General features: G+C 43.6%; 26 protein-coding genes. 4 read left to right on the top strand and 22 right to left on the bottom strand.

The window, feature by feature from the left end:
- Positions 1 to 10: 10 nt before the first annotated feature.
- The 3 genes from OCU28_RS07220 to OCU28_RS07230 form a co-directional block, all read right to left on the bottom strand.
- The gene (locus OCU28_RS07220) at positions 11 to 289 is read right to left on the bottom strand and encodes a hypothetical protein (RefSeq protein WP_261815541.1); all 279 of its coding nucleotides are present in this window, start codon (positions 287 to 289) and stop codon (positions 11 to 13) included.
- A 1,045-nt stretch (positions 290 to 1,334) separates the two neighbouring features.
- Positions 1,335 to 2,255 carry a glycosyltransferase family 2 protein gene (locus tag OCU28_RS07225; RefSeq protein WP_261815542.1) on the bottom strand — a complete coding sequence of 307 codons (921 nt, stop codon included), beginning with the start codon at positions 2,253 to 2,255 and terminating at the stop codon, positions 1,335 to 1,337.
- Between the two features lie 603 nt (positions 2,256 to 2,858).
- Positions 2,859 to 3,311 carry a YcgN family cysteine cluster protein gene (locus OCU28_RS07230; protein WP_261815543.1) on the bottom strand — a complete coding sequence of 151 codons (453 nt, stop codon included), beginning with the start codon at positions 3,309 to 3,311 and terminating at the stop codon, positions 2,859 to 2,861.
- A 154-nt stretch (positions 3,312 to 3,465) separates the two neighbouring features.
- On the opposite strand from OCU28_RS07230, the gene OCU28_RS07235 reads away from it, so the two are divergent.
- Positions 3,466 to 3,717 (top strand): YkgJ family cysteine cluster protein, encoded by a 252-nt coding sequence (locus OCU28_RS07235; RefSeq protein ID WP_261815544.1) that lies wholly within the window; start codon positions 3,466 to 3,468, stop codon positions 3,715 to 3,717.
- A gap of 91 nt (positions 3,718 to 3,808) precedes the next feature.
- A complete protein-coding gene (gene aqpZ, locus OCU28_RS07240) occupies positions 3,809 to 4,492 on the top strand; it encodes an aquaporin Z (RefSeq protein WP_261815545.1) in 684 nt (227 codons plus the stop codon).
- A gap of 56 nt (positions 4,493 to 4,548) precedes the next feature.
- Here the strand turns inward: aqpZ and recR are convergent, their stop codons facing one another.
- The 6 genes from recR to OCU28_RS07270 form a co-directional block, all read right to left on the bottom strand.
- Positions 4,549 to 5,148, bottom strand: a complete 600-nt coding sequence (gene recR, locus OCU28_RS07245; RefSeq protein WP_261815546.1) for a recombination mediator RecR — start codon at positions 5,146 to 5,148, stop codon at positions 4,549 to 4,551.
- 13 nt (positions 5,149 to 5,161) lie between these two features.
- Positions 5,162 to 5,491, bottom strand: coding sequence for a YbaB/EbfC family nucleoid-associated protein (locus OCU28_RS07250; RefSeq protein ID WP_261815547.1), 330 nt, complete (start codon positions 5,489 to 5,491; stop codon positions 5,162 to 5,164).
- A gap of 73 nt (positions 5,492 to 5,564) precedes the next feature.
- Positions 5,565 to 7,631 (bottom strand): DNA polymerase III subunit gamma/tau, encoded by a 2,067-nt coding sequence (gene dnaX / locus OCU28_RS07255; RefSeq protein ID WP_261815548.1) that lies wholly within the window; start codon positions 7,629 to 7,631, stop codon positions 5,565 to 5,567.
- A 23-nt stretch (positions 7,632 to 7,654) separates the two neighbouring features.
- Positions 7,655 to 8,200 (bottom strand): adenine phosphoribosyltransferase, encoded by a 546-nt coding sequence (apt, locus tag OCU28_RS07260; RefSeq protein WP_261815549.1) that lies wholly within the window; start codon positions 8,198 to 8,200, stop codon positions 7,655 to 7,657.
- Positions 8,201 to 8,289: 89 nt separating this feature from the next.
- Positions 8,290 to 8,652, bottom strand: coding sequence for a YbaN family protein (locus OCU28_RS07265; protein ID WP_261815550.1), 363 nt, complete (start codon positions 8,650 to 8,652; stop codon positions 8,290 to 8,292).
- Between the two features lie 92 nt (positions 8,653 to 8,744).
- Entirely contained in the window at positions 8,745 to 9,833 is a 1,089-nt protein-coding gene (locus OCU28_RS07270; RefSeq protein ID WP_261817458.1) for a response regulator, read from the bottom strand.
- 195 nt (positions 9,834 to 10,028) lie between these two features.
- Here OCU28_RS07270 and OCU28_RS07275 point away from each other — a divergent pair, with 195 nt between their 5' ends.
- Positions 10,029 to 10,904 carry a LysR family transcriptional regulator gene (locus OCU28_RS07275; RefSeq protein WP_261817459.1) on the top strand — a complete coding sequence of 292 codons (876 nt, stop codon included), beginning with the start codon at positions 10,029 to 10,031 and terminating at the stop codon, positions 10,902 to 10,904.
- 94 nt (positions 10,905 to 10,998) lie between these two features.
- Here OCU28_RS07275 and purF read toward each other — a convergent pair whose 3' ends face one another.
- From purF to fabB, 10 genes are all read right to left on the bottom strand, one after another.
- Entirely contained in the window at positions 10,999 to 12,516 is a 1,518-nt protein-coding gene (purF, locus tag OCU28_RS07280) for an amidophosphoribosyltransferase (protein WP_261815551.1), read from the bottom strand.
- 31 nt (positions 12,517 to 12,547) lie between these two features.
- Complete coding sequence (locus tag OCU28_RS07285; protein ID WP_261815552.1) at positions 12,548 to 13,039, bottom strand: CvpA family protein; 492 nt, start codon at positions 13,037 to 13,039, stop codon at positions 12,548 to 12,550.
- 63 nt (positions 13,040 to 13,102) lie between these two features.
- Complete coding sequence (locus tag OCU28_RS07290) at positions 13,103 to 13,690, bottom strand: SPOR domain-containing protein (RefSeq protein WP_261815553.1); 588 nt, start codon at positions 13,688 to 13,690, stop codon at positions 13,103 to 13,105.
- The gene (folC, locus tag OCU28_RS07295; RefSeq protein WP_261815554.1) at positions 13,680 to 14,954 is read right to left on the bottom strand and encodes a bifunctional tetrahydrofolate synthase/dihydrofolate synthase; all 1,275 of its coding nucleotides are present in this window, start codon (positions 14,952 to 14,954) and stop codon (positions 13,680 to 13,682) included. Before folC ends, OCU28_RS07290 begins: the two co-directional genes overlap by 11 nt.
- A gap of 44 nt (positions 14,955 to 14,998) precedes the next feature.
- On the bottom strand, positions 14,999 to 15,922 hold the full coding sequence (gene accD, locus OCU28_RS07300) for an acetyl-CoA carboxylase, carboxyltransferase subunit beta (RefSeq protein ID WP_261815555.1): 924 nt from the start codon (positions 15,920 to 15,922) through the stop codon (positions 14,999 to 15,001).
- A gap of 172 nt (positions 15,923 to 16,094) precedes the next feature.
- Positions 16,095 to 16,886 (bottom strand): tRNA pseudouridine(38-40) synthase TruA, encoded by a 792-nt coding sequence (gene truA, locus OCU28_RS07305; RefSeq protein WP_261815556.1) that lies wholly within the window; start codon positions 16,884 to 16,886, stop codon positions 16,095 to 16,097.
- A gap of 62 nt (positions 16,887 to 16,948) precedes the next feature.
- Positions 16,949 to 18,460 (bottom strand): FimV/HubP family polar landmark protein, encoded by a 1,512-nt coding sequence (locus OCU28_RS07310; protein WP_261815557.1) that lies wholly within the window; start codon positions 18,458 to 18,460, stop codon positions 16,949 to 16,951.
- Between the two features lie 185 nt (positions 18,461 to 18,645).
- Positions 18,646 to 19,659 (bottom strand): aspartate-semialdehyde dehydrogenase, encoded by a 1,014-nt coding sequence (locus OCU28_RS07315; RefSeq protein ID WP_261815558.1) that lies wholly within the window; start codon positions 19,657 to 19,659, stop codon positions 18,646 to 18,648.
- On the bottom strand, positions 19,656 to 20,789 hold the full coding sequence (locus tag OCU28_RS07320) for a 4-phosphoerythronate dehydrogenase (protein ID WP_261815559.1): 1,134 nt from the start codon (positions 20,787 to 20,789) through the stop codon (positions 19,656 to 19,658). Before OCU28_RS07320 ends, OCU28_RS07315 begins: the two co-directional genes overlap by 4 nt.
- 136 nt (positions 20,790 to 20,925) lie before the next feature.
- Positions 20,926 to 22,137, bottom strand: a complete 1,212-nt coding sequence (fabB, locus tag OCU28_RS07325; protein WP_261815560.1) for a beta-ketoacyl-ACP synthase I — start codon at positions 22,135 to 22,137, stop codon at positions 20,926 to 20,928.
- 118 nt (positions 22,138 to 22,255) lie between these two features.
- On the opposite strand from fabB, the gene mnmC reads away from it, so the two are divergent.
- Positions 22,256 to 24,268 (top strand): bifunctional tRNA (5-methylaminomethyl-2-thiouridine)(34)-methyltransferase MnmD/FAD-dependent 5-carboxymethylaminomethyl-2-thiouridine(34) oxidoreductase MnmC, encoded by a 2,013-nt coding sequence (gene mnmC, locus OCU28_RS07330; RefSeq protein WP_261815561.1) that lies wholly within the window; start codon positions 22,256 to 22,258, stop codon positions 24,266 to 24,268.
- A 67-nt stretch (positions 24,269 to 24,335) separates the two neighbouring features.
- Here the strand turns inward: mnmC and OCU28_RS07335 are convergent, their stop codons facing one another.
- The 3 genes from OCU28_RS07335 to OCU28_RS07345 form a co-directional block, all read right to left on the bottom strand.
- Positions 24,336 to 24,866, bottom strand: a complete 531-nt coding sequence (locus OCU28_RS07335; RefSeq protein WP_261817460.1) for an NADPH-dependent FMN reductase — start codon at positions 24,864 to 24,866, stop codon at positions 24,336 to 24,338.
- Positions 24,867 to 24,977: 111 nt separating this feature from the next.
- Positions 24,978 to 25,244, bottom strand: coding sequence for a YfcL family protein (locus tag OCU28_RS07340; protein WP_261815562.1), 267 nt, complete (start codon positions 25,242 to 25,244; stop codon positions 24,978 to 24,980).
- Positions 25,245 to 25,247: 3 nt separating this feature from the next.
- Positions 25,248 to 25,778: an elongation factor P hydroxylase gene (locus OCU28_RS07345; protein WP_261817461.1), complete on the bottom strand. Its 531-nt coding sequence runs from the start codon at positions 25,776 to 25,778 to the stop codon at positions 25,248 to 25,250.
- Between the last annotated feature and the right edge of the window lie 215 nt (positions 25,779 to 25,993).

A 25,993-nucleotide genomic window follows, 5' to 3' on the forward strand; every position in this document is an offset into this window, starting at 1 on the left:
AACGCACATATCACTCGAAATAGATATGTAACTCTCCTTGAACCTGTTCTGAACGGACAACGCCAGTATATTCAGTATCCGTGAGGTAAAAATGAACCTTAGAAAACCCTTGCTGCCGAAGATACGGCTGAACCTGACGCAAACCAAACATATTAATACCTTCAATACCATAAGGTCGTTCATTATTGTCGAAGAAGAATTTGTCTTCTTCACTTTTATTCCAATGAACATAAACTTCACCATCAGCTCTGTCAAAGTTTTGACTAATATCTTCAAATCTATGAGCCACCGAAGATGTCACTTCTTTAAACCAATTTACCTTATGAAAGTTAATTACTATTAAAATTAAAGTGCATGATATCAATGACAGTTTCCTATACGGCGATTCTAAAAAAAGAAATATCAAAAATAGAGAGACAAAAGAAGTTAATAAGCTTCGATGGCTTATGGATATTCCGTGGTAAACAGTACTAAAATAAAAAGATGAAAAAACAATGGCAGACCAAAGATAAACATATAGGGGTATTTTCTTCTTAGAAAATACGATTGCAATCATTAGAACAACAATAACATAACGTAACTCACTATATACAATATCATGAATGATCCTAGAAAATATAGTTAGCAAATTATCATTTAAACCAGAAATTGAGTCTATTGGTGATGGGTTCCTCCACTCCTCCATTTGAATAAAACTGGCACTCTCAAGGGTAATATATGTATACACATAAACAAATAGATTAGAAATTATATAACCGATTATAAAAGAAGATATCCATATAACAATAAACTTTACATTAAAGTGAAGGCTTGACCCAATCAACCTTTTTATAAACAACAGAGGAATAAGGAAGTGAATATTAGAATAAGTAGCAAAAGATAATACACCACTTAGTAATAATGTATATTTGTAATCAATCTTCATACTGTAATGTACTAGCACTAGCAATACAACTGCTGACAGCATAGGTGTTACTGGCCAAAACAATAGGCTATAAATTGTTGGCGCATTAATACATAGTAATGAAAAAAATACAGAGTCGCTATGATTTCTATTAATATTAAACGACACTTTATAGAAAAAAATCGACAACGAAATCAAATAAACTGATATGTTAACAATAGGAGGTAACTGTTTGATAAAGTCAAAATACAGAAAAATAATCCACCGCCCCTCTGTGATGAATTTCCATATATAATTGCTTATATAATACCCTGAATCATGCCTATAAAATTCCATGAATGACATCATGTATACGTTATTCAATGTCAATAGCATCAGAGACAGTATTATTAAGTTTATCAGCGCATCTTCGCGTTTTAAACTACTTAGATTAATATTCATTCTCAATAATATACTTCGGTCTTTGTTTAACTTCTAAATACAACCTGCCAATATACTCACCTAAAATACCCAGAACAATTAACTGCACCCCACCTAGGAATAGTATAGTTGCCATTATTGACGCATAACCTGGGGTATCCACTCCAAAAAAAACTGTTTTAAATATAATAATTGATCCATAAACAAAGGAAATAGATGCTATTAACAATCCTATGTAAAACCATATCCGAATAGGGAATGTGCTAAAGCTAGTCAAACCATCAAGAGCGAGTCTCCATAATTTTCGGCAATTGAATCCACTAATGCCTACCACTCTTTCACATCGTTCGTACTCTAAAGTCGTCGTTTTAAACCCAACCCATGAAAATATTCCCTTCATAAACCTTTGATTTTCAGGCATAGCACATACAGCATCTATAACCCGACGAGACATCAGCCTATAATCACCTACATTTTCTGGAATTTTAACTTCTGATACCAAATTATGGGTTTTGTAATATAAATAAGCAGTTATCTTTTTAAAAAAACCATCACCCTCTCGGTTTTTTCTTTTAGCTAATACAACATCAAAGCCTTTATTCCATTCTTTTATTAAATCAATAATCAACTCTGGGGGATCTTGTAGATCAACATCTATAGGTATAACCGCATCTCCATTACAGCTATCTATACCAGCGGTCAACGCTGACTCCTTACCAAAATTTCTAGATAAATTTATAAATCGAACTCTGGGCTCAACAGATGATAACTTGTATAGCACTTCAAAAGTTGTATCAGTGCTCCCATCATTTACAAAAACGACCTCAAATTCATGTTCGGATCTGCTCATTACTTTACGTAACGCACTCATAAACTTAGGTATAGCAGCCTCTTCGTTGTAACACGGACATACTATGGAGATTAGAGACATTTCCTTATGCTCCTCTTCCTTAAAATTTGAAACTAAGTTAATAGCTTAGTTTCCTTTTTCTTCTATTTTCAAGATAAACTGCAAAAGACTGAGTTCGACATGTTAGGTACAGCACAAATTAGGGTATTTAGCGCAACCATATTTATGGTATTACTAGGCTTTGAGACTTCAGCGACTACCTCAAACTTAACCTATTACGACTTTTGATTGCGAGCCCACACCAGAACACCATCCAATATCTATCAACTCTTTTCCTACACAAATCCTTAAAAAATCTGATTGAAGAGCTAATAGTGACGGCTGTAAATGGACCAAGAAATATCGCACTTCATCAAGAAAGTGTCTTTGAATTATTGGAAGGAATAGATAGAGACGCCAAGCAAAACATATATGAAGTGCAGGTTTCATGAATGAAACCATGGCGGAAAGTACGGTGATTTGCATAAACAGCCATCTGTAGCAAGCCATGCCACATACAGCTGGTAAGTTTCATATTGAGAACAGGACAGGCATAGTCTAATCAATAAATAAACGAATGCCTGACCTTAAATAGCTTTGATAACGCCCCACAAGCCCACATGGGCACGCCCAACAACAGTGTGATTAATTATCTGGTTGTAGTCTATCGGGTAGGTTTAAAATGTGGTCTTCCCAGTTTACAACCTCTATCTCATAAACAACCTTATTACGTACACTTTCACCAGCGGCGTGCATCGCAGATTTAGAGCCTGTGATAAGAGGGTGCCATTGTGGGAGCTCTTTCCCTTCTGCCAGCAAGCGATAGGCACATGTTTCTGGTAACCAGTTGAATTCATGTATTTTATCACGAGTTAACTTTAAGCACTCTTCACCAGATTCAAAGCGGTTGGCATAGTCCTTACAGCTGCACGTTTTATTATTAAGTAAACTACAGGCAACGTTGGTGTAATAGACTTCATCGGTATCTTCATCCATCAGCTTGTGCAAACAACACTTACCACACCCATCACATAGAGCTTCCCATTCTTGTTCACTCATTTGCTCAAGGGATTTTGTTTGCCAATATGCTGAAGACATAGATATACCTAAAAAATACGTTATGGGCGCGTTTTATACCTCCTTATCGCTTAAAACGCAAGCAAGCATGGTTTGCAATAAAAGCGCAAAAATTGCTTTATTTTGTGCCCTATTTATTGATAATTCCCCCTCACTTACAAATCAGGCCCCAAATATGGAATGTCGACTCTATTGTGGTGCATGCTGTATTGCGCCGAGTATTTCTAGCTCTTTTCCTTTGCACCCTCATGGTAAAAAAGCAGGTGAACGATGCAAGCAACTGACTGATAACAATCTATGCAAGTTATTTGGGCATAAAGATCGCCCGGATGTGTGTCATGACTTTAAGGCTGAGCAATGGGTCTGTGGCGACAATTCGACACAAGCTATTAAGATCCTAACCGACCTCGAAACTCTAACCATTTAAAGAACTTAGTTGTTATTTATTGCCTGTTTATTCAAAAGCCGCTATTTTTAAGGCGAATAATTTGAACTGTATTGCAAAAACAGGATGTTACATGAATAAATATTTAGCAGAAATGATTGGTACGTTTTGGTTGGTGTTCGCCGGGTGTGGTAGTGCTGTGCTTGCTGCCGGGATTCCTGACCTAGGGATCGGGTTTGTTGGTGTCTCTCTCGCGTTTGGTTTAACCGTTGTTACCATGGCTTATGCTATTGGCCATATCTCAGGCTGTCACCTTAACCCAGCGGTTACGATTGGATTATGGGCCGGCGGCCGCCATGAAACCAAAGATGTTATTCCATATATCATTGCGCAAGTCATTGGTGGCATCATCGCTGGTGGTGTGTTGTATGTTATTGCTACCGGAAAATCTGGTGCTGATATCGGTGGATTCGCGACCAATGGCTACGGCCAACACTCTCCTGATGGTTATAACATGACCTCAGCACTGGTCATTGAAATCGTCCTAACTGCCGTATTCTTATTTGTCATTATGGGTGCTACGGATAAGCGTGCTCCAGCTGGGTTCGCACCGTTGGCAATTGGTCTGTGCCTAACCTTAATTCACCTAATTAGTATCCCTGTCACCAACACCTCAGTTAACCCAGCACGAAGCACCGGTGTTGCGTTATATGTAGGCGACTATGCATTAAGCCAGTTGTGGCTGTTCTGGGTCGCGCCGATCATTGGCGGCATTTTAGGCGCCATCATCTATAAAGCGGTTGCTGGTAAAGAGTAATTACTCCCATTGTTAGCATTGCTACTTAAATAAAAAAGCCGCTTACGCGGCTTTTTTTATAGCTTGTGTCGTCCCATCAGAGAGTGCGACAAGGTTGTCCCATCAACGAGGTCTAATTCCCCACCTACTGGAACACCATGGGCGATACGGGAAGCATTCACCTCACTTAACTGGCACAACTCAGCGATATATTGAGCTGTCGCTTCTCCCTCAACTGTTGGGTTAGTCGCGAGAATAACCTCATTCACGCCGCCTTGTTGCAAGCGAAAATCTAAGGTATCCAAACCAATATCACTTGGCCCAATCCCATCAAGAGGTGATAGATGCCCCATCAAGACGAAATATAAGCCCGAGTACTGTCCGGTTGCTTCAACTGCTGCAATATCTGCCGGGCTTTCAACCACACAGATTTGGCCACTTTGCTGGCGTTTAGGGTTACTGCATATATGACAGATATCGTGCTCAGTGAAAGTACGACATTCACTGCAGTGTCCGACCTCAGTCATAGCTTGACTAAGGGCTTCTGCCAATTTGATTCCACCGCTTCGGTTCCGTTGCAATAAATGAAAGGCCATACGTTGCGCCGACTTGGGACCCACCCCAGGTAGACAACGTAAGGCCTCCATCAATTGCTCCAGCATATTACTGGTGCGCATTTATAAGCTCAGATTAAAATGGCATCTTCATGCCCGGTGGAAGTTGCATTCCACCAGTTACTGAAGCCATTTTCTCTTTTTGAGTTTCTTCAACACGACGTGCTGCATCGTTAAATGCCGCTGCAATTAAGTCTTCTAGCATTTCTTTGTCGTCTTCCATCAAGCTTTCATCGATGTCAACGCGACGCACATTATGGCTACCAGTAATAGTAATCTTTACTAGACCAGCACCTGACTCGCCAGTCACTTCCATCTGTGCGATCTCTTCTTGAAGCTTCGCCATACGATCTTGCATTTGTTGGGCTTGCTTCATTAGGTTGCCCATACCGCCTTTTCCAAACATGGTGTTCTCTCTTTGATATCGGTAGTGTTGGTTATTGATTATTTAATGGGGTTAACTCCCTCAATAATCAAGCCTAAATTGGACGAACGCTATCATTATCTAGCTCAGCGGCAAAGCGAGTTTGCATGAACTTTATATGTTCGTCATTTTGTAAACTTTCAAACGCCTGCGTCAGCTTTGATTGATAAAATGTATCACGCAGTTCTAATGGCGTGGTACCTTCATCACTAATTAGCACTTCAACTGGCTTAAAGTTACCTTTCACTTCTGCTATAGCATTGGCCAAATCTTGACGCGATCTTTCGCTATCTAGATGCTTTTGACCGGCTCGAAGATGAAGGGTTAATGCCTGCTCACTCTCGACTAAGTGGGAGTTTAATGCCAATTGTTGTACCAGTTTCGCTGAGTTAGTCTGATTAATCAGTGCGCTCCATGCATCGGCTTGTATCGCCTCGGATTGCAGCTTTTCAATCATCTCTGGCGTTTTTTCATGCATCAATGCCTGCCTTAACATCGCTGGTGTAATGCTTGGGGTTGTCACTTGTTCGACTTTAACCTGTGACGGTTGCCATTGATACTCTTTAGCCGTGGTCGTTTCAGGTGCCGAAGACAACACAGACTCAGAGTATTCCGTTGGCGGATGCTTTTGCGTCACACGCTCAAGTACACTCTGTTTTTTAGTCTGTGCTGTTGGGGCCTTTTTTATTGAAACGCCCTCTTGCTCACTTTGATTCGCCGCAGTACCTTGCTGACGACGAGAGCGCAATTGGTGTCGAATCCCACCAAGGCGGCTCGGTTGTACTGGCTCAGGGGCCGATATAGGCTCCGATGGCGCTTGTGGTGCTGTTGGCGTAGGTTCAGTCGCTGGATGAGAAAGCTCAGGAGCCACTTTCGGGGCACTTGGCGTAGTGACTGGTTTTGTAGCTACTGCCTTTTTGGCTTGCTCAACGGGTGATTGTCGTTCCGGCATCGCATGGGTATCAACCACAGGGATTGACGCCGCTATCGCGTTAGTCACCTGCGGAGCGTCCACACGAATAACATTTGCTGTAGCTTGGGGTGCTGGAGCAAATGCCAACATGCGCAATAAAGTCATTTCAACGCCAGCGCGCTCGGTTGGTGACAACGACAGTTCTTTACGCCCCTTTAAGGCAATCTGATAATACAGCTGCACCTCTTGTGGAGACAAAGTAGAAGCCAACAGCTGAACTCTAGCGATGTCATGTGCATCATCTAAAGTTGCCGGTAAAGCCTGATACATTGCAATCCGATGTAGCTGCATTGCAAGTTCTTGAAGCAGTCCATCCCAACTTACGCCATTACTTGCCAACTGAGTCAATGCGGTCAAAGTCGATTGAGCTTGCTTGTGAGCAATCGCTTCAAGTAGATGAAGTGCTTGTTCACCGTCGAGAGTACCCAACATGCGAGCCACGCCGTCACTTTCAACGTTACCATTCCCTAAGGCTATCGCTTGGTCAGTTAAGCTTAGAGCATCTCGCATACTGCCATCAGCTGCGTGAGAAATCAGCCCTAACGCACGCTCTTCAAAACTAAGTTGTTCTTGAGTCAATACGTGTGACAACTGCTGATGAATATCATCAACGCTAATCGGTTTTAGATGAAATTGCAGGCAGCGAGACAAGATTGTAACGGGAAGCTTTTGCGGATCAGTCGTCGCTAGCAGGAATTTAACGTATTCCGGCGGCTCTTCTAGGGTTTTTAATAGCGCATTAAAACTGTGCTTTGACAGCATATGCACTTCATCAATTAGATAAACCTTAAAGCGTCCGCGTGCGGGCTTATATTGAACGTTATCTAATAGCTCACGAGTATCTTCAACCTTAGTCCGAGACGCCGCATCAATTTCTAACAGATCAACAAAGCGACCTTGGTCTATCTCAATACAGCTCTGGCATTTTCCGCACGGTGCCGAGGTAATACCCGTTTCGCAATTCAATCCCTTGGCAAACAAGCGACCGATACTGGTTTTCCCTACCCCACGCGTGCCACTAAATAAGTACGCATGGTGGAGACGATTTTGATCGAGGGCATTCTCAAGTGCCGTTAACACATGGGCTTGTCCAACCACCTCATTGAAACGCTTGGGACGCCACTTCCTTGCTAAAGCTAAATAACTCATCAACTAACCTGTATAACTAGAACCTAGTGACCGTCAAAATCACACAAGCTAAACACTTCAATGCCTAACCCTTCAATGCGCTTATCACCACCGATCTCAGGTAGATTAATTACAAATGCAGCATGCTCAACCACACCACCAAGCTTACGAATAAGCTTTGCTGTTGCCTCAATAGTACCGCCAGTTGCGAGTAAGTCGTCAACCATCAAAACCTTATCACCTTCGACAATCGCATCAGTATGAATCTCTAATGTGTCTGTGCCGTATTCCAGTTCATAAGGTTGCGCGATAGTCGCGCGCGGCAATTTACCTGGTTTACGTACCGGTATAAAACCTACACCCAACTCTAGTGCTAAAGGTGCACCAAACAAGAAGCCACGAGCTTCTGTGCCGACGATTTTAGTAAAGCCCATACCTTGATACTTCTCAACGAGAAGCTCAATAGTGGCTTTATAGGCCGCTGCATCTTCCATTAGACTGGTCACGTCTCGGAATAAAATGCCCGGCTTTGGATAATCTTGAATTGATTTAATACTTGCTTTGATCAGCGCTAGTTTTTCGCTATGCATAATGATTTCTTATCTGGGTAAACACTGCCAATGAACGTTGAGCGACATAATAACATTATGAGAAAAAGTTTGCGGTACAAAGTTTGGCATCACGAACAATTACTCGGCACTCGAACAAACCACACCATTAAGATCACAAAGATAATCCCTAATAAGGCTTTTACCCACGCAATTGGAGCCAGTGCAATTGATATTCCAAAGCTTGCAACAATAAAAATGTAAGCCTTGTTCTTAACTCGTTTGTCTATGCTGCGTGAGGTTTGCCAATCTGAAATGATAGGTCCCATAACCTTATGAGCTAGCAGACGTTGATGCAGGCGTTCGGAGCCACGCATAAAGCAGGCACTGGCCAGTAGAATAAAAGGAGTAGTAGGAAGTAATGGCAACACAATACCAAGGATACCTAAGCCTAAGCTTATGCAACCGGCAGTCACCCATAGTGCTTTAATCAAAGTTGATACCCTTTAGCCTGTATATGCACTGCAATCTAGCGAAGCGATACCATCAGGTAAAGGGTACAAGGGTTAGGGTTAGAGCAAGCGCACTAAATCTGTCTGTTTTGAATAATAAGCTGGCAAGTACTGGAGTCTAAACCGGTCAGTTTTAAGCTGTTGCTATGCTCACGACTCATATTACAGACTGTGGTTTCTCTATCTTGGTTAACACCAAGACACTTAGGCGTATTAACAGTGGTTGTGTTAGTGCCATTGTGCCAATGTGCCGATACCCCCGCCGAATGCAGTTCAATACTTTGAGATGGGAAATCGACTAAACCGACCGCAGCGTTAAGTGGAGCGGCACACTCAGCAACGTTAATCGCCTTTGACAGGTTTATGAGTAACTCTTCTAGATGAAAAAGCTGCCCATCGTGGTTTCGAATATAATCATCAAATAGAGCTCGTACTAGCAGCGTTGACGAAACGGCTAGATCTTGGGCAACATTTGAATCCACGATATAAAACAAAAACTGACCATTGATATTCCATGCATAATCAAACACCAGCGGTACCCGTTCTGGATTCTGTAGAACCCTAAAATTTAACGTCCAATCTCCTTGCTGAGTGCGAGGCTCAGGTAAAAGAGCCTGTAGCAACTCCCTAGATACATCTGGATGCTGATGTAGATAATCAAGATGCCAATGTAGCTCTTGATCTTCAGGAAGCTCACCCTGCTCATTTAGGCGAAACCATTGACTTGAAAAGTCACGGCTCATTAACATAGAATCCTGCGACTCTTTTAGCGTACTAGAAACCGTATCAAGCAGGTGTACTGGGTCAGCAATAGGTTTGGTCACAAAATCCTTAATTCCAAATTTTAACGCTTTCGCCACCACTGACATTTTACCTGTGCCAGATACAACAATCATGGGTAGCGATGGATATTGATGGCTGACCTCTTCAACAAATTCAATACCATTTAGTAATGGCATCTCTATATCGCAGATGACAAGATCGGGAACGGCGGTAGTCAAGCTTTGTAAACCGGTAAGGCCGTTATCACCTTCTGTTACTTGATATCCTTGGGACTCCAATAGCGAACGAACTAAAGCTCGAAAGACGGGATCATCATCCAACACCAAGACCTGCTTTGCATTTACTTGTTGCTTCATTGGTATTTCTGCCTCAGCGCTCATTTGTTGCACAATTTACCCCTAAAATTTACATGTTCAGCTATAACATTAGATGTCAGACAATAGAATCTCAAAGATAATTCCTTTAAATTAGCGACAAATATGCAAAACTAATTGATAATAAAAACATATTTATCCGATCCATATGGGATCAATTGATTAACCAAGTGAGCGTATTTCAAGATCATGAAAGATACTATGAAACTCGATGACCTAAACTTGTTCCGCCAAGTAGTAGAGCACGGAAGCTATACAGCGACCTCTAGAGCAACGCGTATTCCGGTTGCTACCATCACGCGTAGAATCCAAGCCTTAGAAGATGCTATCGATCTAAGACTATTAAACCGACACGCTCGCAAGCTAACCTTGACCGAAGCTGGACAACGCTTCTATCAAGAATGCGGTCCCCTTCTAAAGCAAATTTCTTCTGCTGCAGTAGAACTTGGTGAAGAGTGTCGTGGTGCTGCGGGTCGCTTGCGTATATCAACACCAGCTAACCTCACAAAGCGTATGTTGATGCCGATGTTTGAAAAGTTCATGAAAACCTATCCAGATATCCACTTGGATCTTTCAATGACTAACCGCGCAGATGAATTGGACCCAACTGAGTGGGATATGATATTCCGCGTTGGTCCACAGCGTGACTCAAACCTAATTGCACGCAAGCTAACTGAAGTGAAAGATATCTTGGTGGCAAGCCCAGAGTATCTTCAAAACTCATCAGCATCACTGCAACACGCCGAAGACCTGGCTAACCATGCCCTATTGAAAGGCTTGCCTTTAACGCATTGGTCACTGGTTAACACTCATGGTGAAACCGTAGTCAATAAAGCTAAAGGACGCCTTGAGGCTTCTGATCTCAATGTGGTACGTCACGCATGTTCTGCAAGTTTGGGTATAGGTCTCGTTCCTGATGTTATGGTGTCGCACCATGTTGCAGAAGGTAGCTTAGTGCGCATACTACCTGAATGGGCGTCTAACCCTCGTGATATCTTTGTGTTGTATAACCACAAAGACCACATCCCAGAAAAAACTCGCCTACTTATCGACTTCATTCGTGATTACTTCGCTTAATTAAAACGCGATTTCAGGCATAAAAAAACCCAGCTATAAGCTGGGTTTTTTATCTAACCACTATTTTACCTAACAACTAGGAACAGGCTTCTACCTAAGCACCTTCGTTATAGAGTTCTAGACTCACTAGGTCTTGAGTGATATCTCGTTGCAACTTAGCATCATCTGAGCGCAATGAATCAAGGAACTCTAGGTATTCCTGATCAACATCTCCAGTCACATACTGACCACTAAACACAGAGGCTTCGAACTGTTTAATATCTGGATTACCCAGACCCACAGCAGCAATAAGATCATCAATGCTTTGATACATTAAGCCATCTGCACCAATCATACTGGCGATTTCGTCCACTCCGCGTCCATGAGCGATAAGCTCATTGGCACTCGGCATATCAATGCCATATACGTTCGGGAAACGAACCTCAGGAGCCGCTGATACCATATAAACTTTATTCGCACCTGAATCACGAGCCATCTCGATAATCTGCTCTGAAGTTGTACCACGGACAATAGAATCATCCACTAACAGTACATTCTTACCCTTAAATTCAGAACGAATCGCATTTAGTTTGCGGCGTACGGATTTTTTACGCTGGGTTTGTCCCGGCATAATAAAGGTACGACCAACATAACGGTTCTTAACGAAGCCTTGACGATATGGTTTATCGATAATCTGAGCTATCTGTAATGCAATATCACAAGAGGTCTCAGGAATTGGAATAACAACATCAATATCAAGGTCATCCCATTCACGCTTTATCTTCTCACCTAGCATATTCCCCATCTCTACGCGCGCAGCGTAAACTGAAACTTTATCAATAAAAGAGTCAGGACGAGCAAAATATACGAATTCAAAGATACATGGATTAAGCTGAGGATTAGCAGCGCATTGCTTAGTTGCAATCTCACCTTCAAAGGTAATATATATCGCTTCACCTGGGGCAACATCACGCATGAAGTCAAAACCAACCGCATCTAGAGCAACAGATTCAGAGGCAACCATATATTCAGTGCGGCCTTCAACTTCACGTTTACCTAAACAAAGAGGACGAATGCCATTCGGGTCACGGAAGGCAACCATACCTTGACCGATAATCATTGCTGCAACCGCATACGCACCACGAACAGTTTCATGAACACGCTCAACCGCAGTAAATACATCTTCTTTACTTAGTTGCAGGCTGTTGGTTTTATCAAGCTCAAGCGCTAAAACATTTAGCAGAACCTCAGAATCCGATGTCGTATTTACATGACGACGGTCTTGTTCAAATAAATGCTTACGAACTACATGTGCATTCGTTAGATTACCGTTATGAGCAAGTGTAATCCCAAATGGTGAGTTAACATAAAAAGGTTGAGCTTCAGATGCGCTAGAGCTACCCGCAGTTGGGTAGCGAACGTGGCCGATCCCTACAGTCCCCTGTAGGCGTTGCATGTGTTTTGCTTCGAACACATCTTTAACTAGGCCATTCGCTTTACGCAGACGAAAACGATTGCTATCTATGGTAATAATACCCGCTGCATCTTGGCCGCGATGTTGCAACACAGTTAGTGCATCATAAATAGCCTGATTGACAGGGGACGACCCAACAATACCAACAATACCACACATGTCTTTACCCTCAGAATTGACCTATACCGCTTTAAACCACACCGGATAAAAAGCTAGACGTTTGCTTAAGATGTTCAAAAAACGGAGCAATAATTCGGCTAAATTCAGGGATCAGCTGTGACTGTCTCCACCAATCAGAGTTAGACAAGCTGGTAAATGCATCCATAAAAAACAATACCGCCGCTACAATAAGTACTCCTCGCAGTGCTCCGAAGACCACCCCAAGGATACGGTCGGTACCCGAGAGCCCTGTTTTTTGAACTAACTGGCCGATCACATAGTTGACCACTGCGCCGACGATCAAGGTAAACACAAATAGCGCGCCAACTGCCGCCCCATTGCGAACCATATCATCTTGGATATTGGTAAAGTACACCGCTAGCTTTGCGTAATATTGACTGGCGATAAAAAAAGCACCAAACCATATAACTAAAGACAGAGCCTCTTTAACAAATCCTCGAACTAAACTGATCAGCGCAGATAAACCGATCACACCTAAAATTGTAAAATCTACCCAGTTCATGAGCATTACTTCCTCATGTTGGCGCGCATTCTACCAGAAAAATGCGCGACGCAAACGTTTTCTTTATGGATTTAGCGGCTTAAATGTCTGAATCTGACCTGTTAAGCCCGTTATTTTTTTCAGCTCAGGGATCTGAGACTCAAGCTTAGAACGCGAGGCATCTGGCCCGACAATAACCCGAGACAGGGTTTTATCGGTCTTCACATGAGCCTGGAATCCACGCTTACGCAGATCGCTCACCATCACCTCAGCATTCTCAGCATTGCGTAAAGCAACCAATTGAATGATAAACGCCCCATCTTGATAGTGGTTACGTTCTTCAACCTTACGCTCTTGTACTTCAACCACCTCTACAGGCTTGGAGTGTATGTTCACAACCTGCTTGGGTGGTGATTTAACTGGCTTGGGTTCGGATTTCACCTCGTGTACAACTTCTTCAACTGGGCTAGGCGGCAGAGTCGCTTCATCTTTGACCGGGTCTAACACCTTAAAAGACTCAACTTCTGACTCTAGCTCAGGCTTAATTGGAATTGCCACAAACTCTTCTTTGTAGTGAAGCTTTTGTCCATCCAATATATCTGGCAATACAATCACACCCACAGCGACTAACACTATGGTTCCAACTAAACGGCTCTGAAACTTACTCGCCATTTTCTCTCCTTGTTTGCCAATATTCTAATACTGCGCCCACAGTTAAAAATGAACCAACAACTAACACCACATCCTCTGATTGTGCCTCTGCCAGAGCCGCTTCAAACGCCTCTACAGGGCTATCAAACTCGGGTGTATCAGATTCAAGGTATTGACTCAATTCCTGTGCGCTGGCCGCTCTTGGGCCGTGTAAAGACGTAAGATACCACTTTGGATCGCACGCCTTTAATACTTCTAAGGTTGTCTCAACGTCTTTATCATGCAACATCCCCACTACCGTATGCAGTTTTCTCCCTGCAAAGCGCTGCTTAACTTGCTTAACCAGATATTCTGCAGAATGCGGATTATGAGCAACATCCAATATGACATCAGGCTTGCTTGATAATTGTTGCATCCGCCCAGCAAGGCGTGCATTTTGCAAACCATTGACCACATTCATATCAGTGATATCTAACTCCGACACTCCGAGCGCCATCAAAGCCGTTGCCGCATTGGCTAAAGGCAGATTGGGAACGGGTAAGTCGTTCATATCAAAACTCCCCGACTGCCAATGCCATAGCTCATCTACTTGCTTGTAATTATATTGATACTCAACCTGATACAAGGTTGCACCAATATCATCGGCATGGGCTGCGACTGTCATAGGTGCATTGGGTTGACCGCATATTGCCGGCTTACCACTTCTGAAAATACCTGCTTTTTCAAAACCAATGACATTAATATCGTCTCCGAGCCAATCCACATGGTCGACTGCCAGACTGGTAATCACGGATACATCGTGATCAACGATATTGGTTGCGTCTAAACGCCCCCCCAGACCGACCTCTAGCAGTACTACATCCACAGACTGCTGCATAAATAGATGTAAAGCGGCTAGAGTTGCTATCTCAAAAAAACTGAGGCTGGTTTGGCCACGAAGCGTTTCAATGTAATCAAAGGCGGCGATATGCAGTGTATCAGCCAGCTCTTCACCGTTGATACGTACGCGTTCATTGTAGCTAATAAGATGAGGTGAGCTATACACACCAACTTTATAACCCGCATCGAGTAAGATTGCTTCCATGATGGCACAAGTGGAACCCTTGCCATTGGTACCAGCAACAGTAATCACCTTAGGAGCAGGTTTAATTAAGCTTGGGTTTGCTCTTTGAGCAACTTCTGTAATGCGGTCTAACCCGAGATCGATAGCGGAAGAATGAATGGATTGTAAATAATCAAGCCACACCGGAAGTGGAGATGTGGCTTGTGGACGTTGAGAGCTCATTGGTCTACTTATAACTTGCTATTGAGACAATGAGCACTACTTTACTATTTTTCTTTAGCAACTGGTACTTCGTATTGCGGCTCTTTTTGGTCTTGAACCACAGGAACCACCATAGGTGATGTTTTTTGCGTCAGCTTTGCCACAATACTGGCAATACGTTGGCGCATCTCGCGACGGTCTACGATCATATCGATAGCACCGTGCTCAAGCAAAAACTCACTGGTTTGGAAGCCTTCTGGCAGGTCTTCACGTACCGTTTGTTCAATAACGCGACGACCAGCAAAACCGATAACAGCACGCGGTTCACCGATATTAATATCACCTAGCATTGCAAAACTTGCTGATACACCGCCCATCGTTGGGTCTGTCATTACAGAGATAAAAGGCAGGCCATTCTTAGACAGCTTCTCTAAAGCAGCACTGGTTTTTGCCATCTGCATTAGAGACATTAACGCCTCTTGCATGCGCGCACCACCACTGGCAGAAAAACAGACTAATGCGCAGTTGTTTTCAATTGCAGCGTCAACAGCACGCACAAAACGCGCACCGACAACCGAGCCCATTGAACCGCCCATGAACTTAAATTCCATTGCACACGCAACAATAGGCATTCCCATAAGGTGGCCTGTCATAGCGATAAGAGCGTCTTTCTCACCACTGCTCTTTTGATAGCTAGTGATGCGGTCTTTATAACGCTTAGTATCTTTAAACTTCAGTTTATCGACCGGTTCTAGCTCTGAGCCTAACTCTTCACGACCATCAACATCCAAAAAGCTCTCTAAACGTGCTCTTGCGCCGATGCGCATATGATGATCACACTTAGGGCAGACTTCTAAATTTCTTTGCAACTCTGCTTGATAAAGCACTTGATCGCAAGATGTACATTTCGTCCATACCCCTTCAGGGATACTTGCCTTGCGAGACGATGAAATACTGCTTTTATTAAATATCTTCTCAAGCCAACTCATGAAAGACCTTTTCTTTGAGCTCTCGTCTATTAGACAAGAGGTGAACAATTTGCAAGGATTAAACCATATATCTACTTCAGTGTAGATAAAAAACTGGTTGTACCTATCCTTATGTAATTAAAATGCCGCATATTTTTGGTTTAATTGCCCGAAAAATGCAAAAAATTGTGTTTTATAGAACTTCAGGTAGAAACAAGGGGCCCATCGGGGTCTGTGGCAGCTCAAACTGCTGTGGGTAATCGACCCTGACTAGGTACAAACCTTCAGCCTTAGCTGTTGCACCGGCTAACTTTCTATCTTTTTGCTCTAATAGCCATTTAATCCAAGTTATGGGTTGCTCATTACGTCCTACGACCAACAAGCTACCGACAATATTACGTACCATATGATGGACAAAAGCATTGGCTTTAATATCGACCACTATGTAATCGTTATGGCGCGTAACATCTATATGCATCATGTTACGACACGGACTTAAAGACTGGCAATGCGCAGCCCTAAAAGAGCTAAAGTCATTCTCTCCGAGTAAAAACTGGGCTGCCTGATGCATTTTTTCTACATCCAGCTCGCCATGATAGTGGCTCACGCCCTTACCTAAAATAGCTGGACGTAAAGAATGGTTATAAATGACATATCGATAGCGACGTGCCGTGGCACTAAATCGGGCATGAAACTCTTCATTAACCTCTTTTGCCCAACGTACTGCGATATCTTTAGGGAGGTTAGCGTTCGCTCCCATTTGCCATGCAATTAATTTTCGATTCGATTCAGTATCAAAATGAACCACTTGTCCAGTACCATGCACACCCGAATCCGTGCGACCTGCACATTGAACTTCTACAGGTTGGTTTGCCACTATCGACAATGCTTTTTCTAATCGACCCTGCACAGAATCAAAATCGTTCTGTCTTTGCCAACCGTAATATTTTGCACCATCGTATTCAATACCTAGAGCAATTCTCATTTATCTGATACTCGTTCGAAAATCGGTGGTGCAGTATAAACTAAGGATTCATTGGCCTCAAATCACTTAGTTAGGCTGTCCATAATCGCTTGAGCCTGAGATTTAAGATCAGCATCGCCTTTTGCAATCACGGTTTTCAATAGTTTCTTGGCATGCACCAGATCATTCATTTGCACATATACCGAAGCAAGATCAATAAGGCCAGCCAGCTCTCCTGTCTTATCCACGTCGGTGCGTTCTACCTTGCCTATTACATCAGGGAACTCATCTAGGCCAACGCGCAGGTCCAGCTCTTCTTCATCAGGGTTGGATGCGGGTTCTGAATCCACTTCAGCTAAAATAGTAGCTATGGATTTGTAATTGGATTGCGATTCATCGACCGGCTTATCTTCGGGTAGGATCTTGGGCTCTGACTCTACCGCCATTGAGGGTTGCGTAGCACTATCTTCTGCTATCGCCTCAGCCATCGCCTCTTTTTCACCATATTCAGGCAAGTCTTCGTCACGCCAAACCTCGTCATTATCTGAAGGAGTAGTCTGGGTATCATGGCTTTGCTTGTCTTTAGCATGTATTTCATCGAGCTTTTGTTCAAACTCTTGATCTAACGGGCTCACAACATGCTGTACGGGCTCATCGTCAGCTTTCGGGGTGGCCTCGGCACTTTCAATATGTTCCGAGTTACTGTCTGGATTTTGCGGTGCTCGGTTGAGCTCTTTAGGTCCTGCCGCCTCAACACTTAAATTAGGAAGTGCTTTAACACTACTTAAGACAATACGGATAATAAGCAACACAATCAGTGCGGTTGTGGCCACAGAAAGTGCCACAATAACCCATACGTCATCTAACAGGCTTTTTTTCTGCTCTGTTGCTGTATTGGTTTGCGAGAGCTTTTGCTCAAAATTAGTGCGCCTTTCTGACTCCAGTTGTAGCTTACCCTTAAGGTCCACCACATCGGTTTTTATGGATGTTAGCTGCTCTAATAACGCTTGATTATTTTGTTGTAATTGCTGAGAGTGTTGCTGAGAAGACTGTAACTGTTGCTTTAAAAAGCTGAGCTGTTCACTTTGAATTGCCTTCACCTCCGAGTCGTCAATAACAACAGATTTAGGGGCATTTTCACCGGCTAATTTGGCGAGATAACTGGGTTTTTGGGCGTGGATTTTTAACAGGCGAACCGCTTCTTGCACGCTCTGTTTATTCACTTCTGCATCAGTAGGAATTAAGATTGTGCTGCCTGGTTTTAACAGATGGATATTTTGGTCTTCAAATGCAGTAGGATTGGCACGATAAATGGCCAGTATCATTTTATATACTGATTGCTTACTACTGCTACGCACCGATTTTGCAATGGACCATAGCGTTTCATCGATTGCGGTAGGCCCATAGCTGCGGAGGATATCGAGCTTATTTTCAACTCGATTTATCGTTTTGCCATCCAAACTATCTGGAACTATGTAGGTCGGTACCGCCTGCATTTCACCATCTGGTCCTATCAGGCGAATTTGTTCAGCTAACACTGAACTAGATAACGTTAACAACGCCAGTAAGGCAATAACGTAAGTTCGCAATCTCATAATAAGCTTCGTCCTACAAACCATGTCGAAAATCCATTTAATACTCTAATTTCCTAGATTTCTTACTAAAACTCAACTCTGATTCGTGTTTTTCAGCAAAAATTGTGTCACCAATAAAAAAACCCGCCATCTAAGGCGGGTTTTCGATTATATACTCAAGTTACTCGGGTGCATAACTTTCACGGTTATAGATAATCACGAATCAACAGTTCAGCAATTTGAATTGCGTTAGTGGCAGCGCCTTTACGCACGTTATCCGCTACTACCCACATATTTAAACCACTATGGTGGCTAATATCGTTACGAACACGTCCAACCATAACATGGTCTTTGCCACCAGCATCGCGCACTTGAGTTGGGAACTCTTCGCCACGGAACACTTCAATACCATCCGTTTCATCTAGTAGCTGCAATGCGTACTCCGCATCAATCGGCGTACTCGTTTCAATGTGAATCGCTTCCGCATGACCATAAAAAATAGGCACACGCACACAGGTAGGGTTCACCATAATCGAAGCATCATTAAAGATTTTTTGGGTTTCCCACACCATCTTCATCTCTTCTTTGGTGTAACCGTTATCCATAAAGGCATCAATCTGAGGAATACAGTTAAACGCAATCTGTTGGCTAAATGCGCTGGTCTCAGCAGGACGACCATTTAGCAAGCTTGCGGTTTGACCTGCAAGTTCATCTACCCCTGACTTACCCGCTCCCGATACAGATTGATAAGTCGATACATTGATTCGCTCAATACCGACTGCATCATGGATAGGCTTTAGTGCGACTAACATCTGAATAGTCGAGCAGTTTGGATTGGCAATAATATTGCGGTTTCTAAATTCTGCAATTGCATCAGGGTTAACCTCTGGCACAACTAAAGGCACATCATACTCATAGCGGTAATGAGAGGTGTTGTCGATAACAATCACACCTTCATCTGCAGCAACGGGAGCCCATTTAGCAGACAAATCGCCACCGGCTGAAAACAGTGCAATATGAACCTGAGACCAATCGAAGTCCTCAACATTTTGCACTGCAATGGTTTTTCCATTAAAGCGATAGCTCTTACCTTCACTGCGCTCACTAGCAAGAAGATAAAGCTCATCAACTGGGAAATCGCGCTCTTTCAATACCTCGAGAAGAGTTTCACCTACAGCGCCGGTTGCGCCTAAAATAGCAAGGTTAAATTTTTGACTCATTGCGTTTCCTCAACTTTAAATCCTAGTAGCTCTAATTGACCTAAGTTATCGCCCTTGGCTCCCGATACAGTTACCGCGCCATATTCTCGGCGGTCCCAATACTGCTTACGCATCTTATCGAAAGAGCCCGGTTTGGCTATCTCTCTTCTAAATAGAGCATCGTCTTTGCGCACATCATAGATCAACTGAGTCAAATTGTGCAGTGTTGCTTCATCCCACTCTCGAGATAACTGCATCTTTGGCACTGGCGCTTGAGGTAGCAAATCATTTGCGCTAGCCGATAGGTCACTACCAATATGCTCACAAAATGAATTGAAAATCATGGTAGTACCACGCGCCTTACCTTCTAAACCATAGCCTGCAACGTGCGGTGTCGCGAATGCAAGCAGCGGCAGCAGGTCCATATCAACCTGTGGCTCAAATTCAAATACATCCAGCACAGCGGTAAAACCGTCTTGCTGTTGCAAGCGCGCCTTCAACGCTTGGTTATCAACTACAGGACCACGTGCAGCATTGATCAATATTTGATCGCCTCGCAATGCGGTGAGTTTCTGCTCATCAATCAAATGATGCGTTGCGAACTCCCCTTGCTTGGTGATCGGGGTATGCATTGAGATAACATCCGCTTGTTCAAGTAGGCTATCAAGGTCTGTAAAATCTCGGCTATCGCCATTTTGTTGTGCCGGTGGATCGTTAATCAGTACCTTAATACCAATACCTTGTAAGCATTTTGCTAAGTAGCTTCCCACCTGCCCCGCCCCAACGATACCAACCGTTTTATCGAAAATGGAAAAGCCTTGTTGTTGCGCTAACACCATAAGGCAAGACACGACATATTCTGCCACCCCAACCTTATTACAACCTGGAGCATGCGTATAATGAACCCCCTTAGCTTCAAGTGCTTGTTGATCCAAATGGTCATAGCCTGCGGTTGCCGTTCCAACAAACTTGAGCTTATTTGCCTTTGATAACAACTCGGCATTCACCTTGGTTACAGAGCGGATCATTAAACCATCGACATCAATAAGATCATCGGCACAGATAGTGCGCCCTGACAATGGAATTACCTCTCCAAGTTGCTCAAACAGTTCCTTGGCATAGGGCATATTTTCATCAATAACAATTTTCATACGGTTCGGTCGTCGTTAAGTTTTAGCTAGGGTAAGTGTTGAGCTACAAATTGTAAATTGCTCGGATAAAAAAAGCCCGACTAGCATGGCCAGTCGGGCTGATTAAATTAATTGCTAAGGAGAGTAAACTCAGACCTTAGCCTTCAAATTTTTTGATAACTAGCGTGGCGTTAGTACCGCCAAAGCCGAAGCTGTTAGACATAACAGTATTAAGCTCTTGCTCACGCATCTCAGTCACAATATCAAGGCCTTCTGCTGCTGCATCTAGCTCATCAATATTAACGCTTGGTGCAACAAAGCCGTGCTCTAGCATCAAGGTAGTGTAAATAGCTTCATGCACACCCGCCGCACCTAGTGCGTGGCCTGTCATCGCTTTAGTTGCTGAGATTGCAGGGCTATTGCCAGCAAACACTTCTTGGATAGCGCCCAACTCTTTCACATCGCCAACCGGTGTTGATGTGCCGTGAGTATTAATGTAGTCAATTTTGTCTACATCTTGTAGCGCCATCTTCATGCAGCGCACAGCGCCTTCACCAGATGGAGCAACCATGTCATAGCCATCAGAGTTAGCGCCGTAACCTACGATCTCACCATAGATTTTTGCGCCACGCGCAAGGGCGTGTTCAAGCTCTTCGATAACCATCATGCCGCCGCCGCCAGAGATAACAAAACCATCGCGGTTAGCATCATAGGTACGTGAAGCGTGAGTAGGCTCATCGTTATATTTAGTTGATAGAGCGCCCATCGCATCAAACATCATAGTCAATGTCCAATCAAGCTCTTCACCACCACCAGCGAACACGACATCTTGCTTACCCAGTTGGATAAGCTCAGCCGCGTGGCCGATACAGTGAGCTGAAGTCGAACATGCTGAGCTCATAGAGTAGTTTACGCCGCGAATTTTAAATGGCGTAGCCAGACAAGCGGATACGGTTGAGCCCATAGTACGAGTAACTTGATAAGGACCAACACGCTTCACGCTTTTTGCTCGTAGTGTATCTACCGCTAAAACTTGGTTTTTAGAAGATGCGCCACCAGAGCCAGCTACGATACCAGTGCGGTCATTAGACACTTGATCCGGTGCTAGACCTGAATCTGCGATCGCTTGCTCCATTGAAATAAATGCATACGCTGCGGCCTCGCCCATGAAACGCATTTGCTTACGGTCGATGTGCTCAGCTGGGTTCATCTTTAGACTGCCCCAAACCTGAGAGCGAAGTCCATTTTCTTTGAACTGCTCTGAAGATTCGATACCGGATTTACCAGTTTTTAAAGACTCAAGTACTTCTTCGACGTTGTTACCGATACTTGAGACAATACCCATACCAGTGATCACGACTCGTTTCATGTGACAATCCTATAATTCAAATTTTCGCTAGATGATACCGACAAAGGCAGTACAAAGTGGTCAGCTTTCCCAGATATTTGTACAATCTCGGTTATTAGTCCTCAATTCTATGATCTAAATGAGCAAAATTAAATACGCACAACTGGAGTGGAACGAAACTGGCACCCCTATTTCGGAGCATTTTGACGATGTTTACTTCTCCAACCAAGACGGTTTGGCAGAGACACGTTACGTTTTCCTCACTCAAAACCATATCCCCACACGATGGCAAACCCATGCTGAGTCTCGCTTTGTCGTGGCCGAGACCGGGTTTGGCACTGGACTTAATTTCCTTGCGTTATGGCAAGAGTTTAATCAATTTAGACAAACGAACCCCGATGCCGCTTTAACGCAATTACATTTTATTAGTTTTGAAAAATTTCCTGTCACTCGCTCAGATCTAGAAAAAGCGCACCAAACCTGGCCTGAATTAGCCGAACTGGCTACGGAGCTACGCGCACAATACCCAGATGCGCTTCCTGAATGCCATCGTTTAATTTTGGCCGATGGCGCAATCACCCTTGACCTGTGGTTTGGTGATATTAAAGATTGCCTGCCAAAAGTACCCACCTACAGCAACGGCATTGTCGATGCGTGGTTCTTAGATGGTTTCGCTCCCAGTAAAAACCCTGAGATGTGGAACCAAGACCTATTTAACGGCATGGCAAAGCTGGCTAAGCAAGATTGCAGCGTAGCGACTTTTACCGCGGCGGGTTTTGTTAGACGTGGGCTAATTGAAGCTGGTTTTGCGATGCAAAAAGTAAAAGGCTTCGGTATTAAGCGAGAAATGCTTGCCGGATGCATGGAACATAAGGCTCCTTTTTGCAATATATCGCCTATGTTCGCACGCGCCACTTCACCACAAAGGGCGCACGACATCGCGATTATTGGCGGCGGAGTTGCCAGTGCGGCCTTAGCGCTTGCGCTACATCGAAGAGGCTCAAAGGTGACCGTCTATTGCAAAGACCAAAGCGCGGCGCAAGGTGCATCAGGGAATCAACAAGGCGCGCTATACCCGCTACTTACCCCGGAACTAGGCAATGTATCCAAGTTATTTGGTAATGGTTTCCTATTCGCGAGACGATTTTATGACAATGCCTCTCAATCTATTGAGCTAGACCATGACTGGTGTGGCGTAACACAGTTGATGTGGCATGAAAAAGAAACCAAAAAACTTAATAAGCTAATGCAAGGGCAGTTTCCCGATAGCTTGGTCAAACACCTAGATGCTGAGCAAACCGATCACGCTGTGGGATTAGGCTGTGGATTCGAATCTTTATATTATCCGGCTGGCGGCTGGCTATCACCTCAGCAATGCACCCAAAACCTATTAGATAGCCTAGGGGTGCTACGTCATAGCCATATGGTGCAAGGCTTAACCCAACTTGAAAATGACAACTGGCAACTCTCGACGACTCAAGGTGTATTTGAACACCAGCTTGTTATTGTGGCTAATGGGCATAGCTTTGACCAATTTAGTCAAACCGAGTCTCTGCCACTAGGTAAAGTCAAAGGCCAAGTAAGCCATATTCCAAGCAATGACACCCTAGGTCCACTAAAAAGTGTGCTGTGCTACGATGGCTACATGACTCCGAAAAATCAAAAGCAAAATACCCACTGCATTGGCGCAAGCTATGATACTAGCAACCTAAACACCGATTTCGACGTCAATGCGCAACAGCAAAATAGACAGAAATTAGTAGATTGTTTACCTAGTCAGCAATGGCCACTTGCTATCGATGTATCCGACAATCACTCGCGACAAGGGGTGCGTTGTGTATCACGCGATCATCTCCCATTTGTTGGCAATGTCGGTCAACTACCTGAAATAAAGCAAAGTTTCGCCAACCTCAGTAAAGGTGAAAAAGAGTTAGCTCAGCCATTATCACAATATCAGGGCTTATATTGTCTGTTAGGATTAGGCTCTCGTGGTCTAACTAGTGCACCACTGGTGGCAGAATTGTTAGCCTCACAAATTCACCAGCACCCTCTTCCAGTATCAATAGAGATATTAGAAGCACTGCACCCAAGTCGGATGTGGGTCAGAAAACTTCGCAAGGGAAGACCCATCACATCACCTAACACGGTGTAATTAATTGTTAAAGGTTTGGGGCGGAATATAATATGCCGCCCCAATTTATGCGGGTTAGCCGTAGCCTTTATGATTGAGTTAAGGAACTGGCAACTTGCACCAGCTTTTGCGCAAGTTCTGCTTCCTTAAACTGATTACTGTCTACATCAAACACATCATAAAAGCTCGGTATCGAAAGAGATGCCTTCAGATCAGCGGCAAAGTATGGCGCTGAGTTCACGGCGGTATTCAATACATTTTGCGCGCCACCTGGCCCTGGTGATGTAGCAAGATACACAACGGGTTTATTTTGAAAAACATTGCGCTCAATACGAGTCGCCCAATCAAACAAGTTTTTATAGGCTGCAGTATAGGTTCCATTGTGCTCAGCAAAAGAAACCACAATGGCATCCGCACGTCCCATTTTGGCTAACCAGCGCTGAGCGGCTTCCGACGTGCCTATCTCTTTTTCCATATCTTCACTAAATAGTGGTGATGTGAAATCTTGTAGATCCAACACCTCAACATCGGCATCTGGCACCAGGTTTGCCGTATAAGCGGCGAGGGTTTTATTAATGGAGGTCGAACTGGTACTTGCACCAAAGGCAATAATCTTCATCATGATATCCTTTCATTTACACTGAATTTTATATCTATCCATAATAAAAAAGCCCTTAGGCAGATACCACCCAAGAGCTTTTAACAACTTGTTCGAATTTTTTGACCTTAATTAAGATAGCATATGGGACAAGCTATCCCACATATCGCTCACTATCACTCTATCTGCTGGAGTCAATTCAGCCTGAGCAGCCTTAAGGCTTTGTTCAATCTTAAGCTTAAACTCGGCCACATCAAAAATCGCTTCACTTTCACAGTCAGCCGCAGCCAAAGAGATGTGTCCACGTAAGTATCCCCCGGCAAAGAGTTCATCATCCGAAGCGGTCACAACCTGTTGGTCAATGTACTCAAGCAATTGTTCTTCTAGCTGTAAAATCATAAATTAGATGGCCTTAAAATCTTGTTCTGTGAGAGGTGGCACGTCATAAAAATGCCTCAACGCATTAGACAGCATTTGTACGCGTTTTGGCAATCCTGATTGTAAGATCTTGATCACCTCTTGGCGAACCTTGGCGGTAAATGTAACGCGATCTGGCTCAAAATCGCCATTGAGGTTGTCGCAACTCACCTGAAAACGAAAACCCGCGCTACGCGCTAGAATCCATTCATACGCTTGAGGACGGATTTCAACACGCTCAAATTCGGACTGAGTTTGCTGATCTCGACCATCCGGTTCATACCAATATCCAAAATCCTCTAGCTCTCTTCGCTTGGGACCGGCGACGCACCAGTGAGCTATCTCATGTAACGCAGACGCATAATAGCCATGGGCAAAAATAATGCGGTGGCAGGCATAGGTTTGGTCAGCAGGAAGATAGATAGGCTCATCATCACCGCTTACAAGGCGAGTCTGATAGAGTTCAAAAAAAGTGGTGTCGAAGATATCGATCAGGTGTTCTATTTTATGGGACATAGATACAAGATAGCGGTAAATAATGCCCATATTGTGCTGACTTAGCTGAGCGCTGTCTAGCAGCATCGCATAGATATAAAAAAGGCGCGATAATCGTAGGCTGATAAGTTATTAAGGATCTGACATGCTCAGATCCTTTTTTTTGTATATGTTTATCAGTAAGTTACAGTTGAAAGTTGCCATAAAAATAGTTCGGAGATGTGAATTAAACAATG

Source organism: Vibrio gallicus, from assembly GCF_024346875.1.
GTDB lineage: Bacteria > Pseudomonadota > Gammaproteobacteria > Enterobacterales > Vibrionaceae > Vibrio > Vibrio gallicus.

Excerpts from the sequence above, each read along its gene's own strand:
- truA (WP_261815556.1), bottom strand. The coding sequence starts at position 16,886 with ATGAGAATTGCTCTAGGTATTGAATACGATGGTGCAAAATATTACGGT.
- mnmC (WP_261815561.1), top strand. The coding sequence starts at position 22,256 with ATGAGCAAAATTAAATACGCACAACTGGAGTGGAACGAAACTGGCACC.
- aqpZ (WP_261815545.1), top strand. The coding sequence starts at position 3,809 with ATGAATAAATATTTAGCAGAAATGATTGGTACGTTTTGGTTGGTGTTC.
- purF (WP_261815551.1), bottom strand. The coding sequence starts at position 12,516 with ATGTGTGGTATTGTTGGTATTGTTGGGTCGTCCCCTGTCAATCAGGCT.
- OCU28_RS07320 (WP_261815559.1), bottom strand. The coding sequence starts at position 20,789 with ATGAAAATTGTTATTGATGAAAATATGCCCTATGCCAAGGAACTGTTT.
- fabB (WP_261815560.1), bottom strand. The coding sequence starts at position 22,137 with ATGAAACGAGTCGTGATCACTGGTATGGGTATTGTCTCAAGTATCGGT.
- OCU28_RS07290 (WP_261815553.1), bottom strand. The coding sequence starts at position 13,690 with ATGGCGAGTAAGTTTCAGAGCCGTTTAGTTGGAACCATAGTGTTAGTC.
- OCU28_RS07315 (WP_261815558.1), bottom strand. The coding sequence starts at position 19,659 with ATGAGTCAAAAATTTAACCTTGCTATTTTAGGCGCAACCGGCGCTGTA.
- OCU28_RS07285 (WP_261815552.1), bottom strand. The coding sequence starts at position 13,039 with ATGAACTGGGTAGATTTTACAATTTTAGGTGTGATCGGTTTATCTGCG.
- OCU28_RS07270 (WP_261817458.1), bottom strand. The coding sequence starts at position 9,833 with ATGAGCGCTGAGGCAGAAATACCAATGAAGCAACAAGTAAATGCAAAG.
- OCU28_RS07310 (WP_261815557.1), bottom strand. The coding sequence starts at position 18,460 with ATGAGATTGCGAACTTACGTTATTGCCTTACTGGCGTTGTTAACGTTA.
- OCU28_RS07340 (WP_261815562.1), bottom strand. The coding sequence starts at position 25,244 with ATGATTTTACAGCTAGAAGAACAATTGCTTGAGTACATTGACCAACAG.
- OCU28_RS07230 (WP_261815543.1), bottom strand. The coding sequence starts at position 3,311 with ATGTCTTCAGCATATTGGCAAACAAAATCCCTTGAGCAAATGAGTGAA.
- accD (WP_261815555.1), bottom strand. The coding sequence starts at position 15,922 with ATGAGTTGGCTTGAGAAGATATTTAATAAAAGCAGTATTTCATCGTCT.
- OCU28_RS07235 (WP_261815544.1), top strand. The coding sequence starts at position 3,466 with ATGGAATGTCGACTCTATTGTGGTGCATGCTGTATTGCGCCGAGTATT.
- dnaX (WP_261815548.1), bottom strand. The coding sequence starts at position 7,631 with ATGAGTTATTTAGCTTTAGCAAGGAAGTGGCGTCCCAAGCGTTTCAAT.
- OCU28_RS07225 (WP_261815542.1), bottom strand. The coding sequence starts at position 2,255 with ATGTCTCTAATCTCCATAGTATGTCCGTGTTACAACGAAGAGGCTGCT.
- OCU28_RS07250 (WP_261815547.1), bottom strand. The coding sequence starts at position 5,491 with ATGTTTGGAAAAGGCGGTATGGGCAACCTAATGAAGCAAGCCCAACAA.
- recR (WP_261815546.1), bottom strand. The coding sequence starts at position 5,148 with ATGCGCACCAGTAATATGCTGGAGCAATTGATGGAGGCCTTACGTTGT.
- OCU28_RS07345 (WP_261817461.1), bottom strand. The coding sequence starts at position 25,778 with ATGTCCCATAAAATAGAACACCTGATCGATATCTTCGACACCACTTTT.
- folC (WP_261815554.1), bottom strand. The coding sequence starts at position 14,954 with ATGAGCTCTCAACGTCCACAAGCCACATCTCCACTTCCGGTGTGGCTT.
- apt (WP_261815549.1), bottom strand. The coding sequence starts at position 8,200 with ATGCATAGCGAAAAACTAGCGCTGATCAAAGCAAGTATTAAATCAATT.
- OCU28_RS07275 (WP_261817459.1), top strand. The coding sequence starts at position 10,029 with ATGAAACTCGATGACCTAAACTTGTTCCGCCAAGTAGTAGAGCACGGA.
- OCU28_RS07335 (WP_261817460.1), bottom strand. The coding sequence starts at position 24,866 with ATGAAGATTATTGCCTTTGGTGCAAGTACCAGTTCGACCTCCATTAAT.